At 66.1% G+C, this 14,387-nt stretch carries 16 protein-coding genes; 2 read left to right on the top strand and 14 right to left on the bottom strand.

The window, feature by feature from the left end:
• The 5 genes from AC0V2Y_RS21760 to AC0V2Y_RS21780 form a co-directional block, all read right to left on the bottom strand.
• The coding region (locus AC0V2Y_RS21760; protein ID WP_475418366.1) for an aspartate/glutamate racemase family protein at positions 1–647 on the bottom strand (647 nt) is incomplete at its 3' end.
• Positions 648–714: 67 nt separating this feature from the next.
• Complete coding sequence (locus tag AC0V2Y_RS21765) at positions 715–1,119, bottom strand: hypothetical protein (protein WP_475416805.1); 405 nt, start codon at positions 1,117–1,119, stop codon at positions 715–717.
• Between the two features lie 14 nt (positions 1,120–1,133).
• The gene (locus AC0V2Y_RS21770) at positions 1,134–1,649 is read right to left on the bottom strand and encodes a hypothetical protein (RefSeq protein ID WP_475416804.1); all 516 of its coding nucleotides are present in this window, start codon (positions 1,647–1,649) and stop codon (positions 1,134–1,136) included.
• Between the two features lie 24 nt (positions 1,650–1,673).
• On the bottom strand, positions 1,674–3,209 hold the full coding sequence (locus AC0V2Y_RS21775) for an ATP-binding protein (protein WP_475416803.1): 1,536 nt from the start codon (positions 3,207–3,209) through the stop codon (positions 1,674–1,676).
• Between the two features lie 11 nt (positions 3,210–3,220).
• Positions 3,221–4,051, bottom strand: a complete 831-nt coding sequence (locus AC0V2Y_RS21780) for an alpha/beta fold hydrolase (RefSeq protein WP_475416802.1) — start codon at positions 4,049–4,051, stop codon at positions 3,221–3,223.
• A gap of 238 nt (positions 4,052–4,289) precedes the next feature.
• Between AC0V2Y_RS21780 and AC0V2Y_RS21785 the strand changes: the two genes are divergently transcribed.
• Positions 4,290–5,537, top strand: a complete 1,248-nt coding sequence (locus AC0V2Y_RS21785; RefSeq protein ID WP_475416801.1) for a PepSY-associated TM helix domain-containing protein — start codon at positions 4,290–4,292, stop codon at positions 5,535–5,537.
• 352 nt (positions 5,538–5,889) lie between these two features.
• Entirely contained in the window at positions 5,890–8,193 is a 2,304-nt protein-coding gene (locus AC0V2Y_RS21790) for a TonB-dependent receptor (protein WP_475416800.1), read from the top strand.
• Here the strand turns inward: AC0V2Y_RS21790 and mdcH are convergent.
• From mdcH to AC0V2Y_RS21835, 9 genes are all read right to left on the bottom strand, one after another.
• A complete protein-coding gene (mdcH, locus tag AC0V2Y_RS21795) occupies positions 8,190–9,128 on the bottom strand; it encodes a malonate decarboxylase subunit epsilon (RefSeq protein WP_475416799.1) in 939 nt (312 codons plus the stop codon). The two genes, AC0V2Y_RS21790 and mdcH, sit on opposite strands and share 4 nt — an antisense overlap.
• The gene (locus AC0V2Y_RS21800; RefSeq protein WP_475416798.1) at positions 9,125–9,733 is read right to left on the bottom strand and encodes a malonate decarboxylase holo-ACP synthase; all 609 of its coding nucleotides are present in this window, start codon (positions 9,731–9,733) and stop codon (positions 9,125–9,127) included. The genes mdcH and AC0V2Y_RS21800 overlap by 4 nt, the downstream gene beginning before the upstream one ends.
• On the bottom strand, positions 9,733–10,497 hold the full coding sequence (madM, locus tag AC0V2Y_RS21805; RefSeq protein WP_475416797.1) for a malonate transporter subunit MadM: 765 nt from the start codon (positions 10,495–10,497) through the stop codon (positions 9,733–9,735). Before madM ends, AC0V2Y_RS21800 begins: the two co-directional genes overlap by 1 nt.
• Positions 10,490–10,909 (bottom strand): malonate transporter subunit MadL, encoded by a 420-nt coding sequence (gene madL / locus AC0V2Y_RS21810; protein WP_475416796.1) that lies wholly within the window; start codon positions 10,907–10,909, stop codon positions 10,490–10,492. The genes madM and madL overlap by 8 nt, the downstream gene beginning before the upstream one ends.
• Positions 10,910–10,963: 54 nt before the next feature.
• Complete coding sequence (gene mdcE, locus AC0V2Y_RS21815; RefSeq protein ID WP_475416795.1) at positions 10,964–11,776, bottom strand: biotin-independent malonate decarboxylase subunit gamma; 813 nt, start codon at positions 11,774–11,776, stop codon at positions 10,964–10,966.
• Positions 11,773–12,627, bottom strand: coding sequence for a biotin-independent malonate decarboxylase subunit beta (locus AC0V2Y_RS21820; protein WP_475416794.1), 855 nt, complete (start codon positions 12,625–12,627; stop codon positions 11,773–11,775). The genes mdcE and AC0V2Y_RS21820 overlap by 4 nt, the downstream gene beginning before the upstream one ends.
• On the bottom strand, positions 12,624–12,932 hold the full coding sequence (locus tag AC0V2Y_RS21825) for a malonate decarboxylase subunit delta (RefSeq protein WP_475416793.1): 309 nt from the start codon (positions 12,930–12,932) through the stop codon (positions 12,624–12,626). The genes AC0V2Y_RS21820 and AC0V2Y_RS21825 overlap by 4 nt, the downstream gene beginning before the upstream one ends.
• Positions 12,919–13,821: a triphosphoribosyl-dephospho-CoA synthase gene (locus tag AC0V2Y_RS21830; protein ID WP_475416792.1), complete on the bottom strand. Its 903-nt coding sequence runs from the start codon at positions 13,819–13,821 to the stop codon at positions 12,919–12,921. The genes AC0V2Y_RS21825 and AC0V2Y_RS21830 overlap by 14 nt, the downstream gene beginning before the upstream one ends.
• On the bottom strand, positions 13,821–14,387 hold a 567-nt coding region (locus tag AC0V2Y_RS21835; protein ID WP_475418367.1), incomplete at its 5' end, for a malonate decarboxylase subunit alpha. The genes AC0V2Y_RS21835 and AC0V2Y_RS21830, both read right to left, overlap by 1 nt.

The raw sequence follows: 14,387 nt of genomic DNA on the forward strand, positions 1-14,387 counted from the left end.
TTAAATAGCGGCAAGTCGACATCGCCGGGCTTGACCAGCAATGGAATCTCCGTGCAACCCAGGATCACGCCCTGCGCGCCTTGCCGCCGCAGTTTCCCGATGATCTCCAGGAAAATGTTCCGGCTGGCATCGGTAAAGACATTCTGCACCAGCTCCGTATAGATAATGTCGTGTAGGATTTCCTGGTCGGCCGCGTCGGGCGTCACCGTCGCGATGCCCTGCTGCTCCAGCGCATCGTGATAAAAGCGGCCCGCCATCGTTTGCTTGACGCCCAGCAAGCCGACCTTGCGCAGGCCCGACTGCTGTACCCGCTTCGCCGTTTCCTCGACGATGCTGATAAAAGGCAAGCCGATGCGTGGCACGACGGCCGGGGCGAAACGGTGGGCGCCGTTTGCGCACAGCAGGAAGAAATCCGCCCCCATGCCTTGCAGGCGTTGCCCCTCCTTGACCAGAAATTGTTCGATGGCGTGGGAATCGGCTTGCGCCGCATGCGCGACGAAATCGGCTTGGTCGATGCTGACCAGCATGATGCGCGCGCTATGCGCGGGACCGATGCACGCCACCAGCATTTCATTGAGCAGGCGGTAGTATTCCAGGGTGGAAGCCCAGCCGATGCCGCCAAGTAAACCTATTGTCTTGTTTTGCACATCATTCCCAGCAAAAAGAATTGCGCAAATTATACGATAGCGATCACCCGCCATGAGTATGCCGACATTACGCGTCGATCCACGCAAACAGCGCCTTGCCCGGTGTGACGGATTGATGCCAGGCCGACTGCAGCTCCATGAGAAATCCCGCCAGGTCGAAGGGATTGATATCCGCACCCACCCAAGGAGCCGTCTTTGCCCACGCCACGGCGATATCCGACAAGTCGTCGGCCGCCATGCCCCCGATCGCCTGCCCTATGGCGTCCGTAAACACGTAAAGTTCCCGCCCCTGCATCGGCGCAGGCCGGAGCGCAGGCGCCGCCGAGCGGGTCAGCAACTGCGCCAGGGACGCGAAATCGAGCGCCCCCGGCAAGGTAATACCGGTGACGGGGAAGGCCTCAACCGCCTCCGTCCAGCTGGCGCATGCGCGCATGTCCGACGGGGAACACACAAAGAGATCGACTTTTTTCATATTATCTTCAAGCATCAGCCTACATCGTGCCCATTCGACGTCTGGCGGGAATATCGCTGCTCAAACTCGGCAGCACTACCGGCCTCGGACCACAAGCCCGCAACGTAATCGAACTCCCGCTCGAACGGCAGCTCAAAATCAGCCACGTCCGTCGCATACTCGCAATTGCGGCTCAGCATGACCAGCCAGTCCGGGTAAGCGAGCGCCGGGTACAGGCGGGTCAGGATGGCATCGAGCGACGTCACGCTTTCCCGGCCCGCCAGGTAGGCGGCGCGCAGTTCGACGATATATTTCCCCGCCAGGAACTGGTCACTGAGCCGCTGCGCGCCCCGGTAGCGTTCGATGATCACGTCGGCCAGCGCCAGCACCTCATCAGGGCCACGGGCGCTGGCCAGCAGCACGACTTCCAGGTCATCGCCTTCCTGGTCCAGGCGCAGGCGTTCCACGGCCCAGTCCACGCAACGGTCCGCCGGGGAGTAACCCATGCGGAGCTGGAAAACGGCGATTTCCAGTTCTGTCAGTTGTTCCATGTCGTTCATTTGAGAATGCCCTCCTCACTGCGCCTGCAGCATCTTTTGCAGCACCGCATCGAGCTCATAAAAATCCACGGGCTTGGTCAGGTGCAAGTCAAAGCCCGCGTCGGACGCCAGTTGGCGGTCCTTGTCCTGGCCCCAGCCCGTGACGGCCACGAGGATGGCGTGCTGGCCGCAGGGCTCGCTGCGCAACAGCCGCGCCACGTCGTAGCCGTTCATGTGCGGCAAGCCGATGTCGAGCAGGATCACGCGCGGCATAAAAGCTTGCGCCGCCGCCATGCCGGCCGCGCCATCGTAGGCCGTGCGCACTTCATAACCGAGGATGTCGAGCGCCAGCGCCAGGCTTTCGGCCGCGTCGGCGCTGTCGTCGATGACCAGCACCTTGCCCTCGCGCGTGCCGGCCAGCAGGCGTCGATTGGGCTCGGGCGGCGCTTGCAGGGGCACGGCGGGCAGCGGCAGGCGCAGTTCGAACGTGCTGCCCTGCCCCACGCCGTCGCTGCGGGCGCTGATGCTGCCACCATGCAATTCGGCCAGGCCCCGCACGAGCGACAGGCCAATGCCCAGGCCGCCCTGGGCGCGCGACAGGGCCGGCTCCAGCTGCGAAAACAGGTCGAACACGGTGTCCAGGTGTTCGGGCGCGATACCGATGCCCGAATCGCGCACGGTAACGTGCACTTCGTTTTCCGTACAGGCGACGGCCAGCCAGATGGCGCCGTTGGCGGGCGTGTACTTGACGGCGTTGGTCAGCAGGTTGGCGATCATCTGCCCCAGGCGCGTGGCATCGGCGTCGAGCCAGATCGGCTGCGGCCATTGCTCCACGTGCACGCTGTGGCCCGACTGCGCCGCCAGCTCCGCCACGCTGTGCAGGGCCGCTTCCACCACGGGCGCCAGCTCCACGCTGGCGCGGCGCAATTCCAGGCGCCCCCGCGTGATGCGCGACACTTCCATCAGATCGTCGACCAGGTGTGTCATGTGCCCCACTTGCCGTCCCAGCACGTCGCGGGCCCAGCGCAGCTGCGGGTCGTCCAGCTGCGCCAGGCGCAACACTTCCAGCACGTTGCGGATCGGCGCCAGCGGATTGCGCAACTCGTGCGCCAGGGTCGCCAGGAACTCGTCCTTGCGCCGGTCGGCGGCCGCCAGTTGTTCGTTGAGCTCGCCTGCTTCCTTGCGCGCCAACTGCAGCTGCTGCTCGTATTTGCGGCGGTCGCTGGCGACAAAGACGGCGATCTCGTCATAACGCACGCCCTCGTGCACGCGCCGCACGGCGTTGAACAGCATGGGGATGGATTGCCCGTGGCGCTGGCGCATGTCGAGCAGGATTTCCGACACGCTGCCCTGCACCTGCATCAGCGGCAGCCAGTGCGTCTGATGGAACACGCGCCCGCCGATAGTCAGCAAGTCCTGCAGTTTCTTTTTCCCGAGCAATTCCCCGGCGCCATAACCGAGCCAGCCGCAAAAGGTGGCGTTCGCCTGCACGATGGTGCCGTCGGCCGTGCACAGCAGCAAGCCGCAGGCCGCGTGCTGGAACAAGGTACTGGTATCAGGCAAGGAAGGCATCGTGTCCCGCATTACAGGTGCAGGCCGTCGAGAAAGTGGCGGATGGCGCGGTAGCTGGCATCGGGCACGCTCATGTGCGGGCAATGGCCCACGTTCTCGACCACGTGCAGGCTGCTGTGCGGCAGCATTTCCCGCAAGTACTCGCCCACGGGCGGCGGCGCGATGAAGTCGTCGCTGCATTGCACGATCAGGGCCGGCGTGCGGTTGTGCGGCAAGATGGCGCGATGATCGGACAAAAACGTCGCTTGCGCGAAATGCCGGGCGATGGCCGGATCGGTGCGGCAAAAGCTGCTTGTCAGGTCCTCGCCCAGCGCCGGCTGGCCGGGCGCGCCCATGATGGCCGGCGCCATGCCGGCGGACCAGCCCAGGTAATTGCTGTCCATGGCATCGAGCAAGTCATCGATATCGGCACGGCTGAAGCCGCCCCGATAGCCGGCCGCCGCATCGTCGACATAGCACGGCGACGGCGCCAGCATGACTTGCGCGGCGAACAGCTCCGGCTCGGCGATGCTGGCCAGCAAGGCGCTCATGGCGCTGACGGAATGGCCCACGCAAATGACGGGGCCGCCGCCGACGGCATGGATGATCTGGCGCAGATCGGCGCCATGCGCGTCGAGCCGCGCATAGCTATCGAAATCATAGGCGCCCAGGTCCGAAGCGCCGCTGCCGACCAGGTCGAACAGCACCGTGCGGTAGCGGGGACGGAACAGCGGCTCCAGGTAGCGCCACATGGTCTGGTCGCAGCCAAAACCGTGCATGAATACCATGGTGGCTGCCACGCCCGCCTGCGGCGCACCGCTGCGTTCGCTTACGCGGACATTGTTCCGTTCTTCTATACGCATGCCGCTTCAGCCTTGGACATTTCCATGTGGAATGTAAATTAATTTATTGCTAGCATCTTAGCATGCGCAATTTAGTCCTGACCAACACCATTGGCGCTGGACAAACGCCGCGCCCCATTGGATAATGAGAACGATTCCCATTATCAAACTACCAGGCGTGTGCCTGGCGTTTTCCTGTGCGCCGCCCTGGCGCCCGCTGGCGGCAACAAGCCGGTTTCATGTTGAAGGTTTGTACCGCATGCGCGCTTTCTGGACTGTCATACACCGCTGGGCCGGTCTCACCATCGCCCTCTTCCTCATCGTTGCGGGACTCACGGGCGCCGTCACCTCGTGGGACCATGAACTCGATGAATGGCTCAACGCCGACATCATGGACACCCCGGGCCGCGGCCCCCTGCAGGCGCCATTCGCGCTGGCGCGCAAGGTGGCGGCCGCCGACCCGCGCGTGGAAGTCAATTACATGACCCTGGGCCTGGAAGAAGGCCATGCGGCCGCCTTCATGGTGCGCCCGCTGACCGATCCGGCCACAGGTAAACCGTTCGTGCTCAGCTACAACACCGTCTACATCGACCCCGTCACGGCGCAGATCACGGGCACGCGCGATTCGACGGCCATTTCCCTGTCGCGCCGCAGCCTGATGCCGTTCTTGCGCCATCTGCACTACAGCCTGCACGTGCCCGCCTTCTGGGGCACGGACCGCTGGGGCTACTGGCTGATGGGGAGCGTGGCACTCATCTGGCTGCTCGACAGCATGGTGGCGTTCTATCTGACCACGCCGCGCCGTTTGCGCCAGCGCGCGCCGGACGAGGCGCCGCGCCACCGCGACGTCTCCAGCTGGTGGCAACGCTGGAAACCGTCGTGGGTGGTGCGCTGGGCGGCCGGCGGCTACAAGCTCAATTTCGATCTGCACCGCGCGGGCGGCCTGTGGGTGTGGGGCATCATTATCGTCATCGCGTTCACGTCGTTCTCGCTGAACCTGTACCGCGAAGTGTTTTACCCCGTCATGTCGCTCGTGTCGACCACCACGCCGGGACCATACGAAACGCAGACGCCGGCGCCGTACGGCAGCTACATCACGCCCGTCATCGGCTTCGAGCAGGCGGTGGACATTGCGAAAAAGCAGGCCGTGCAGCGCGGCATCACGGCGCCCATCGGCGGCATTTATTACGGCGGCAATTATTCGTTCTACAACGTCTCGTTCTTCGACCCGGCCGACGAGTTCGGCGCGGCCGGCATGGGCTTGTCGAACCTGTACGTCGACGGCATGGACGGCAGCATCATCGGCCAGCACAAACCGTGGGAAGGCACGGCCGCCGACGTCTTCGTGCAACTGCAATTCCCCCTGCACTCGGGCCGCATCCTTGGCTTGCCGGGACGCATACTGATGTCCTGCATGGGGCTGATGGTCGCCATGCTGTCGGTGACGGGCATCGTCATCTGGGAAAGAAAGCGCCGCGCGCGCCGGCTGCAGGCGAAAAGCCGCTGACACTCACTTCAAGTAGCCACTTCATAAGGGCGCAGGCGGACTGACTCAGCCTGCGCCGCACGCATTGCCACCGGCACGATCATGCGCCATGTGCAACGCGCAACGCGTAACACCCTCGCACCTCCTCACTTTGCACCACAGTCGCCGGCACATGCCGGCTGTCCGCGCTGCGCGCTTGCCGTGCGCCAGCCATCCCAAACCCTCAAATGCAATTTACTTGCAATAGCATCGGGCGCCAGCTATTATTGCAACTCGATTGCATCTATACCATCGCGCTGCGCCTGCATCCCGCGCCAGCCCCCATTCCGTCTTTTTAGAGAGTCCTATGCGCCATCACGTATTCGCAGCTGCCATGCTGTCCACCGCCCCGCTCGCCTATGCGGCAGACGACGTCACCCTGCAAACCATCAAGGTCCGGGCAGACAAGCCGGCAAGCGTCGACAGCGTCGTTCTGGTCGAGAATACGCAAGCCCAGAACAGAACGCTGGGCGGCATGCTCGAGCATGTCTCGGGCGTGCAAAGCAGCGCCTTCGGGCCGAATGCGGGCGCACCGGTGATCCGCAGCCTGAGCGGCAGCCGCGTGCAGATCCTGGAAGACGGCCAGTCCATCCTCGGCATGAATGCGCTCAGCGGCGACATCAACATTCCGTTCGATCCCCTGTTTGCGCGCAGCGTCACCGTGAACAAATCGTCCGATAGCGTGCGTTTTGGCGGCAATGCGATCGGCGGCAGCGTCGACGTCGATTCGGGCCTCGTTTCCCGCAAGATGGAGAGCACGCGGAAGGACGTGGAACTGGTGCTGCGCAAGGGCTTCAACGATGCGAACGCGCAAGGCTTGCGCGCGAACTTCAACGACGGGCAGCGCTTTTCGACGAATCTGCAGCTGTCATTCCAGAAGATCGGGCATTACGATATTCCCGGCAACAGCAAGGCAGGCGTGTGCAACAGCCAGCTGTTCCCTGTGAAAGGCGGCGTGAATACGTTCTTAGCCGACAGTTGCCAGAAAGAAGCGCGGATCCAGCAGGTCTACAACAAGGCGTCGCAGCCGTTTATCGACCAGTTCATGAAGGAAAATCCGGACTGGGCGGACGGCGATTTTTCCTTCTATACCAATCAGCCGACCTCCGTCTGGCAGCGCAAGACCTACGTCAACCCGGCCAACCCCGCCTACGTGCCGGGCACGCCATCGATGACCCAGAAAAAGATCAACAAGGACGTCACCCCCGATTACCACGGCACCCTGGGCAACAGCCACGCCAGCAATGCCCACTTTGGCGTCGGCAGCACCTACTTTTTCGATCGCGGCTACGTGGCCGTCAGCCTCGATTCCAAGGAAAGCGAATATGGCGTGCCGGGCTTTTCCATGGAAAACAAGTCGTTCGGCGCGAACTATGACGAGGGGCTGCCCGTCGGCGTGATCATCAAGCAGGATAAATATGCGCTGGAAGCCCATCTGCGCGACCCCGTCGCTTACATTGAAAGCGCACAACTGCGCGTGTCCCGCTTGAACAATACGTCGGGAGAACGCCTCGGTGCGGCCAAGGCGAATGACTACCGGTTTGACACGAATCAAGCCGAGCTCCTGCTGGCGCAGCGGCGCGCGGGCCCCTTGAGCGGCTTGCTTGGCCTGAGCCACAAAGCCAGGGATATAAGCGGTGCCGGGCCGCAGCTTTACCTGCCCGATGCGAGCACGCTCAGCCGCGCCCTGTTCGTCAAGCAAAACCTGGAATTCGACTGGGCCACCTTCGATGCCGGCTTTCGCCATGAAAACGTGGAGCACGACATCCGCAAGAGCGGATTCAAGACGTCGCGGAATGCAAGCAACTCCACACTCGAGGACAAGTCGTTCAGCCTGAACAGCTATAGCCTGGGCGCTTCAAGCAAGCTTGGCCAGCTGTTCGGTGCAAAGCTGCGCTACTCGGCGTCGGAAAGAGCGCCCGACGTCAATGAGTTGTATGCGAGCAACCGCCACTATTCGATCATGACCCAGGAAGAAGGCAACCAGAAATTGAAGGCCGAGCGCGCGCGCAATACCGAACTGACCGCCCTGTTCGCCAATCGCGGCTTCCAGCTGTCCGCGACGGGCTACGTCATGAAATACGAGAACTATCTCTACCTTGGTCACTCGGGGGCCCAGATGGCGAATCGCCTGCCCCTGAAGTACTGGAAGCAGACGGATACGACGGTCAAGGGATTCGAGGTCGATGCCTCACAGACCGTTCAACTCGGCGCCTACGGCAAGCTGAACCTCTCCGCATTTGCCGACCTGGTCAAGAACAAGGCGGACAATCCCGACAAGCTGCGCGCGCACAATGACGGCGCCTACCTGCCCAACATGCCCACCAACCGCTACGGCGCCAATCTGCAGTGGGAAAACCAGGGTTGGAAGACGCGGTTGTCAGGCACCCGCTACGACAAGCAGAAGTACCTGGGCAAGAGCGTCAGCGAGGAAGTGCCGCTCGACGGCTACACCATGGTGAACTTCCAGGTAAGCCGCGCACTGCAGGTGCCGAATTCGCCGTTTGCCAGCGTCGAGGTGTTCATCAGCGGCAGCAACCTGCTCGACGCGGATGCCAGGCCGCACAATTCCCCGCTGAAATACATCGCGCCCTTGCCGGGCCGTGGCTTCCAGCTTGGATTGAGCGCCAAGCTTTAAGGCGTAGTACCGCCCCGCTCCCTGGCCACCAACGCCAGCAGGCTGTCGCTCCGGTTGCCGTCGCAGCAGACGGCCACGCCATCCGTGAAGTCGGGCGCCGTCAGGCGCGTCAGCACGCTGCCCGGCGGCATTTCCAGCGCCAGCCGCGCGCCCCGCTCCCACGCCAGGCGCGCGGTAGCGGCCCATTGCACGCGCTGGGCCATGTTGGCGGCCAGGCTGTCGCGGATGCGGGCCGGGTCGAACAGCGCGCGCGCCGCACTGCTGCTGAGGTAGACGAGCGACGGGCGGCGGACAAACACGCCCTCGAAGGCGGCGGCCATGTCGGCGGCGGCGCCTTCCAGCAGCGGACAATGCGACGGCACGCTGACGGCCAGGCGCTTGGCCTTGCCGGCGCCATGTGCCATGGCCAGCGCCATCACGGCTTGCAGGGCGGGTTCGCTGCCGGCAATGGCGATCTGGCGCGGCGCATTCAGGTTGGCGATATACACGGGCGTGGCGGTGCCATGCACCCGGGCCAGCAAGGGTTCCAGCTGCGCCGGATCAAGACCGACGATGGCCGCCATGCCGTAGCCGGTGGGATACGCCTGCTCCATCAACTGTCCGCGCCGCGCCACCAGGCGCAGGGCATCGCCGTAATCGAGCGCGCCGGCGACGACGGCCGCCGCATACTCGCCGATGGAAAAGCCGGCCACCATGTCGGGCAGCGCGCCGCGCGCCGCCAGGGAGCGCGCCATGGCCACGCCCGCGATCAGCAGACACAGTTGCACGGCCCGCGTCGACGCCAGCGCGCAAGCCGTGTCCAGCGCCAAAGGATCGCAGCCCAGCACGGCCGCCGCTTCGGCCAAAGTCGCCGCCACCGCCGCGTCGCCGGGCAGCGCGTGCAGCATGCCCGGAGTCTGGGCGCCCTGGCCGGGAAAGGTAAACAACACGCTCATGCAAGCTCCCATGGCGTGGCCATCAGCACGGGACCGCGATCCGTCTTCAGCAAGATCCTGCCCCGGTCCGCCGCCCACTCGGCATATGCGAAGCCGCCACGGCCCGTATCGATCTGCAGGTCCAGCCGGCACGCCGCCACACTCGCCGCGATGGCGCGCAGGGCCTCGGCCTGCGCGGCGTCCGGCGGCGCGCCGATGCGCAGCACGAGATCGAGGTCGCTGTCGGCGCGCAGCACGGGCAAGCCGCTGGCCAGCGCAAAACCCACGCCGCCCGTCGGCCCCCAGCCCCAGCCCATGGCGTCCAGCAGCGGCGCGACCTGCCGCAGCGCGTCCAGCGCGGCGCAGGAAAAATCTGGCATAAGCGCATGCGTCAGCATTTCCGGCGTCACGCGGCGCAGCACGGCGGCCGCGTCCACCTCGCACGCATGGCGCTCGCTGCGCAGCAGGCCGCGCAAGCCCACCGGGATGCGCCCGGGCGCCGTGCTGGCGCGCCGCACCACCAGGGGTGCCACCCGCAGCCAGGCCGCGTCCAGCCAGGCGGGCAAGGATGCGCCGTCCGGCAAGCCGGACACCCACAGCAAATCATGGGCGCGCCAGGCTTCCATCAGGCCACCACCGCCTTGACGGCAAAGAACAGCAGCGAAGGGCCCAGCAGACAGCCCAGGCCCGTGTGAAAGGTGGCCACCAGCGCGCCGTACGGCACCAGCTTGCGGTCGGTGGCGGCAAGGCCCGCCGACACGCCGCTGACCGTGCCGGCCAAGCCGCCGAAGACCATCGCCGAACGGGGCGTCTTCAGGCGCAAAAAGCGCGCCGCGACGGGCGTGCCCACCATCACGAGGATGGCCTTGATGAGGCCTGCCGCGATGCTGAGGGCCATGACGTCCGAGCTGGCGCCGATGGCCGCGCCCGTGACGGGGCCGACGATGTAGGTGACGGCGCCGGCGCCGATGGTGGTCATGCTGACGGCGTCCGAATAGCCAAACGCGTATGCCACGCCGGCGCCGACGAGAAACGGCAGCACCACGCCCAGCACCAGGGCCACGAGGCCGACCAGGCCCGCTTTGCGCGCCTCGGTCGCCTGCACCTCGAAGGCGGTGGCGACGATGGCGAAATCGCGCAGCATGGCGCCGCCCATCAGACCGATGCCGCCGAACAGCGACAGATCGGCCAGGCCCTTGTGGCCGCCACTATGCACGCCGCCCCAGTAAGCGAGCCCCAGGCCGATCACGATGGCGATGGCAGAGCCGTGCACGCGGCCGAAGGTCAGATACTTCGACAGCGCCATTGAGACCAGCATGATCAGGCCGACAAAGGCGAACGCCGTCACCAGGCCATTGTGGATGGCCGCTTTTTCAAAGAGTTCAAGCATGACGGTGCTCCTTGACCAGCATCGACTCCGCTTCGGCGGCGGACGGGTTTTCCATGCGCGCGGTTTCCATCCGGTTCATCAGCGAGATCACGGCGCCGCAGACGAGCACGGAAGCGATGGCGGCCAGCACGGCTACCGGCCCGCCGCGCAGCGCCGCCACCACGTCCTGCTGCGCCGCCATGGCCACCACCACGGGAATATACATGGCGCCCCAGTATTCGACGCCCCGCTCCGTCATCTGCGGCAGCCAGGATCGGCGCTGCATGTAGAGCCGGGCGCAGATCAGCAGCAGCATGGCGATGCCCACCCCGCCCACGTTGGTCTTGACGCCCATCAGCTGCCCGAGCAGGTCGCCCAGGAAGATGCCGAGCAAATGGCACAGGGCCAGCAATGCGGTTCCGTAAATGATCATGATTGTCTCCGTTATTGGAATAGGAATGACTTGGTGTCTTCTCTGTTATTTCACTTACCACTGCTGCCCCAGCACCTCCCTGACTTTTGCCGACGCCTGGCGCTGCGGCGCGCCCAGGCGGCTGGAAAGATCCCTTTCCGGATCGGCGCGGATGTCGGCCAGCGCCGACTGCAGGCTGGCCGCCACCTGCGCCACATCCTCGTTTGACGGCGCGTCCGGCTGCGCCACCCGCAAGGTTTGCCACAGCAGGCCCAGGGTCGCGTAATTGGCGATGTCATAAGCCATCGGTGGAATCGTCGCGGCCAGCGCTTCGAGCGCTGCCACCGTGCGCAGGGTGATGCGTGCGGCCGAGGCCTTGCCCATCGCGTGCACCATCACTTGCGGATCGTCGAGCGCGATCAGGCGGTTGGCCTGGTAGCCATGCGCGAGAAAGGCGCCCGACATGGCCTTGCCGACGATCAGGCCGATCACGGGATGGCCGGCCAGGCGCGCCTCGGCATAGGCCCCCGCCGCTCCGGCCAGCGCCTGGTGGATGCCGTAGGCTTCTTCGCGCCGGCCATACGCCTGGCTGGCCACGTCGATGACGGCGACGATGGGCCGTTTCACGGCCAGGTCGCGGTCTTCAATCAGCACCTGCTGCACGGCGCGCGCCAGCTGCCACGCCTCGACCAGGCCAATTTCACCCGTGCGGGCGCGCGTAAAACGGTTGTCCGGGTCGGGCAGCACGGTGACATAGCGCGCCGGCGCGCCGGCCAGCGGCGCGTCGGCCACGCGCACGGAAGGCGGATAGCCGTCCAGCGGCGCAGTGTTATTCGTGAGTACCGCCAGCCAGACTGCGCCACGGCTCGTATCGGTGATGGCGTTCATGCTGCGACTCCTTTGCTATAGATGGCACGCACGGCTTCCGGCGTGGCTTGCACGGCCGCGTCGACATCGGCCAAGCGCGCCAGGTAGCTTTCCGCCTGGTTGCTGCGGTGCTGCGCCGGCACGCCGCGCGCGAACAGTTCGGCCACGGTGGCGCGCATCTGCGCCGTATCGTCTTCCACATAGGCGTCGGCCAGACCGCTCTTAAAACGCTGTTCGCCGCCCGTCAGGCTCCATATAAATGGCTTGTTGCGCGAGTCGAATTCGTCCACGCCCGCCTCCTGCTCGATCACGGCGGGGCCATTGAGGCCAAGTCGCGCCTCACGCGTCACTACAAAATAGCTGCACAGGCCCGCCGCGATCGACATGCCGCCGTAGCAGCCCACCGTGCCTGCCGTGATGCCGATCACGGGCTGGTAGCGGCGCAGGTCGACGATGGCGGCGTGGATGTCGGCAATCGCCGCCAGGCCCAGGTTGGCTTCCTGCAGGCGCACGCCGCCCGTCTCGAACAGGATCACGGCGCGCGTCGGCACGCCCTGGCGGTTGTCGCGCGCCGCCAGTTCCAGCGCGCCGGCGATCTTCGCGCCGCCCACCTCGCCCATGCTGCCGCCCTGATAGGCGCCTTCGATGGCCAGCACCACGGCCGGCTGGCCGTCGAACAAGCCCTTGGCCACCACCACGCCGTCATCCGCCTGGGCCGTCACGCCCTGCCGCGGCAGCCAGGGCGACGCGATGCCGCAGAACGGGTCGAGCAGTTCGCGCATGCTGCCCGCATCCAGCAAGGCGCGCGCGCGGCTGCGCGCCCCCCGTTCGATGAAGCTGTCGCGCTCCAGCAATTGCTTCAATGTGCTCATGCCGCCCTCCCCGCTTGCAATTCTTCGTAGGCTTGCTCGATGCGCATGCGCACCACGCCCGGCGTGGCGCCGCAATCGTTGATGACGATGCTAGCCGCCGGCAGCGGCTCGCCGCCGAACACGCGCAGCAAGAGCGCATCCCAGACGGCGCCCTTGCCGTCGACGGAGGTGTTGACGACGATGCGGGTCACGCCATCGCCGCCCGGCTGCAGCAGCACTTCCAGGTCGCCCGAACCGACGACGCCGGCCAGGGCGCGCCCCGATGCCGGCTGCCCGGCGGGGAATGTGTAGTCACGCGTTTCCATGCGCTTCTCCTTCTTGTAATCTGTCCAGGAACAGGGTCGCCGCCAGCAGGTCCGCCGCGCCGCCCGGCGACACGCCGCGCGCCAGCGCCACCGTTTCCAGCGCCAGCAGCGCCTGCGTGCCGGCCGCCGTGGCCGCGCCGCCGGCCGCCAGCACCCGCGCCGCCCCCGCCTGCAGGTCCAGCAAGGCCGCCTCGCCGCCGCGCGACAGCACGCAGGTGTCGTCCAGCTGGCTGACAATCGCCAGCAAGGCATTCAGGCGCGCCGTCGTTTCGTTGTCGCCGCGCGCCCGCGACGCGTGCAGCTGCGCCAGTCCCGCGCCCGTCACGAGGGGGAAGCCGGCGCGGGCCTGGCCGCGCGCGCCATCGACGTGATACTGGCGGCACGCCAGCTCGCCCTTGTTGCCGGTGGAGCCAGGCGCGCCACGGTCAGGCAAACGGGCCAGCGCGCCGGCCCGCGCCGCCACGGCGTGCGGCGCCAGCGAGGCCAGCGACGCTCCGCGCGCGCCCAGCTGCGCCGCCGCCGTCACCAGGAGGCCCAGGGCCCAGATGGCGCCCCGGTGCGTGTTCACGCCGCCCGTGGCCGCCAGCATCAGCGCCTCGCCATCGCGGCCGAGGGCGCCGATGCGCTGGCGCAGGTCATCGTCATCGTCGCTTTCCCAAACCGCTTGGGCCATGGCGGCAAACACGGGCTCCAGCACGCAGGCCGAGTGGCACATCAGAGCCCAGTTCAAGTCCGAGTGGGCGCCGCGGCTGCGCAAATCGACCAGGCCCGGTTTCGGCGTCAGGGTCACTTCGTCGAGCAGCGCCTGCAGCACCTGCCGCGCCAACGCGGCCGAGCGTTCCCGCACCGGCACCGGCGTCATCATCATTGTCGTCATCATTGCGCTCATTACCAGCTCCTGAATTTGGCGGGGGGTTGATACAGGCCGTCGGACCACTCGACCAGGTCGGCGATGCTTTTCGCCGCCAGCAACGAGCGGCTCGCCGCGCCGCGCTGCACGCCGATATCCTCGGGCAGCGCGATCAGGCCGTCGGCGCGCAGCTTTGCCGTCGTCTTCGGGTCGTGGCGCAGGCCGATGGGCGTCACGCCGGCCACGGCCGCCAGCATGGCCTTGCGCTCCTCAAGCGAACGGGCCTTGTACAGGTAGGCGATGCCCTCCTCCGTCAGCACGTGGGTGACGTCGTCACCATAGATCATCACGGGCGCCAGCGGCATGCCGCTGGCCTGGCCCACGGCCACGGCGTCGAGCGATTCGACGATCGTCGGCTGGCCGCCATCCTGGAACGTCTCGACCATCTGCACCACCAGCTTCTTGCCGCGCGCCAGCGGGTCGTCCGTCTCGATCAGGTCCAGCCAGGCCGGCGTCGGGTGGCGCCGGCCGTGCGGGTCGTGGCCCATATTGGGCGCGCCGCCGAAACCCGCCAGGCGGCCATTCGTCACGGTCGAGGAATTGCC

Source organism: Janthinobacterium sp. BHSEK (genome assembly GCF_056174685.1).

Coding starts and splice junctions, on each gene's coding strand:
- AC0V2Y_RS21765 (WP_475416805.1), bottom strand. CDS start 1,119: ATGAAAAAAGTCGATCTCTTTGTGTGTTCCCCGTCGGACATGCGCGCA.
- AC0V2Y_RS21770 (WP_475416804.1), bottom strand. CDS start 1,649: ATGGAACAACTGACAGAACTGGAAATCGCCGTTTTCCAGCTCCGCATG.
- AC0V2Y_RS21775 (WP_475416803.1), bottom strand. CDS start 3,209: ATGCCTTCCTTGCCTGATACCAGTACCTTGTTCCAGCACGCGGCCTGC.
- AC0V2Y_RS21780 (WP_475416802.1), bottom strand. CDS start 4,051: ATGCGTATAGAAGAACGGAACAATGTCCGCGTAAGCGAACGCAGCGGT.
- AC0V2Y_RS21785 (WP_475416801.1), top strand. CDS start 4,290: ATGCGCGCTTTCTGGACTGTCATACACCGCTGGGCCGGTCTCACCATC.
- AC0V2Y_RS21790 (WP_475416800.1), top strand. CDS start 5,890: ATGCTGTCCACCGCCCCGCTCGCCTATGCGGCAGACGACGTCACCCTG.
- mdcH (WP_475416799.1), bottom strand. CDS start 9,128: ATGAGCGTGTTGTTTACCTTTCCCGGCCAGGGCGCCCAGACTCCGGGC.
- AC0V2Y_RS21800 (WP_475416798.1), bottom strand. CDS start 9,733: ATGGAAGCCTGGCGCGCCCATGATTTGCTGTGGGTGTCCGGCTTGCCG.
- madM (WP_475416797.1), bottom strand. CDS start 10,497: ATGCTTGAACTCTTTGAAAAAGCGGCCATCCACAATGGCCTGGTGACG.
- madL (WP_475416796.1), bottom strand. CDS start 10,909: ATGATCATTTACGGAACCGCATTGCTGGCCCTGTGCCATTTGCTCGGC.
- mdcE (WP_475416795.1), bottom strand. CDS start 11,776: ATGAACGCCATCACCGATACGAGCCGTGGCGCAGTCTGGCTGGCGGTA.
- AC0V2Y_RS21820 (WP_475416794.1), bottom strand. CDS start 12,627: ATGAGCACATTGAAGCAATTGCTGGAGCGCGACAGCTTCATCGAACGG.
- AC0V2Y_RS21825 (WP_475416793.1), bottom strand. CDS start 12,932: ATGGAAACGCGTGACTACACATTCCCCGCCGGGCAGCCGGCATCGGGG.
- AC0V2Y_RS21830 (WP_475416792.1), bottom strand. CDS start 13,821: ATGAGCGCAATGATGACGACAATGATGATGACGCCGGTGCCGGTGCGG.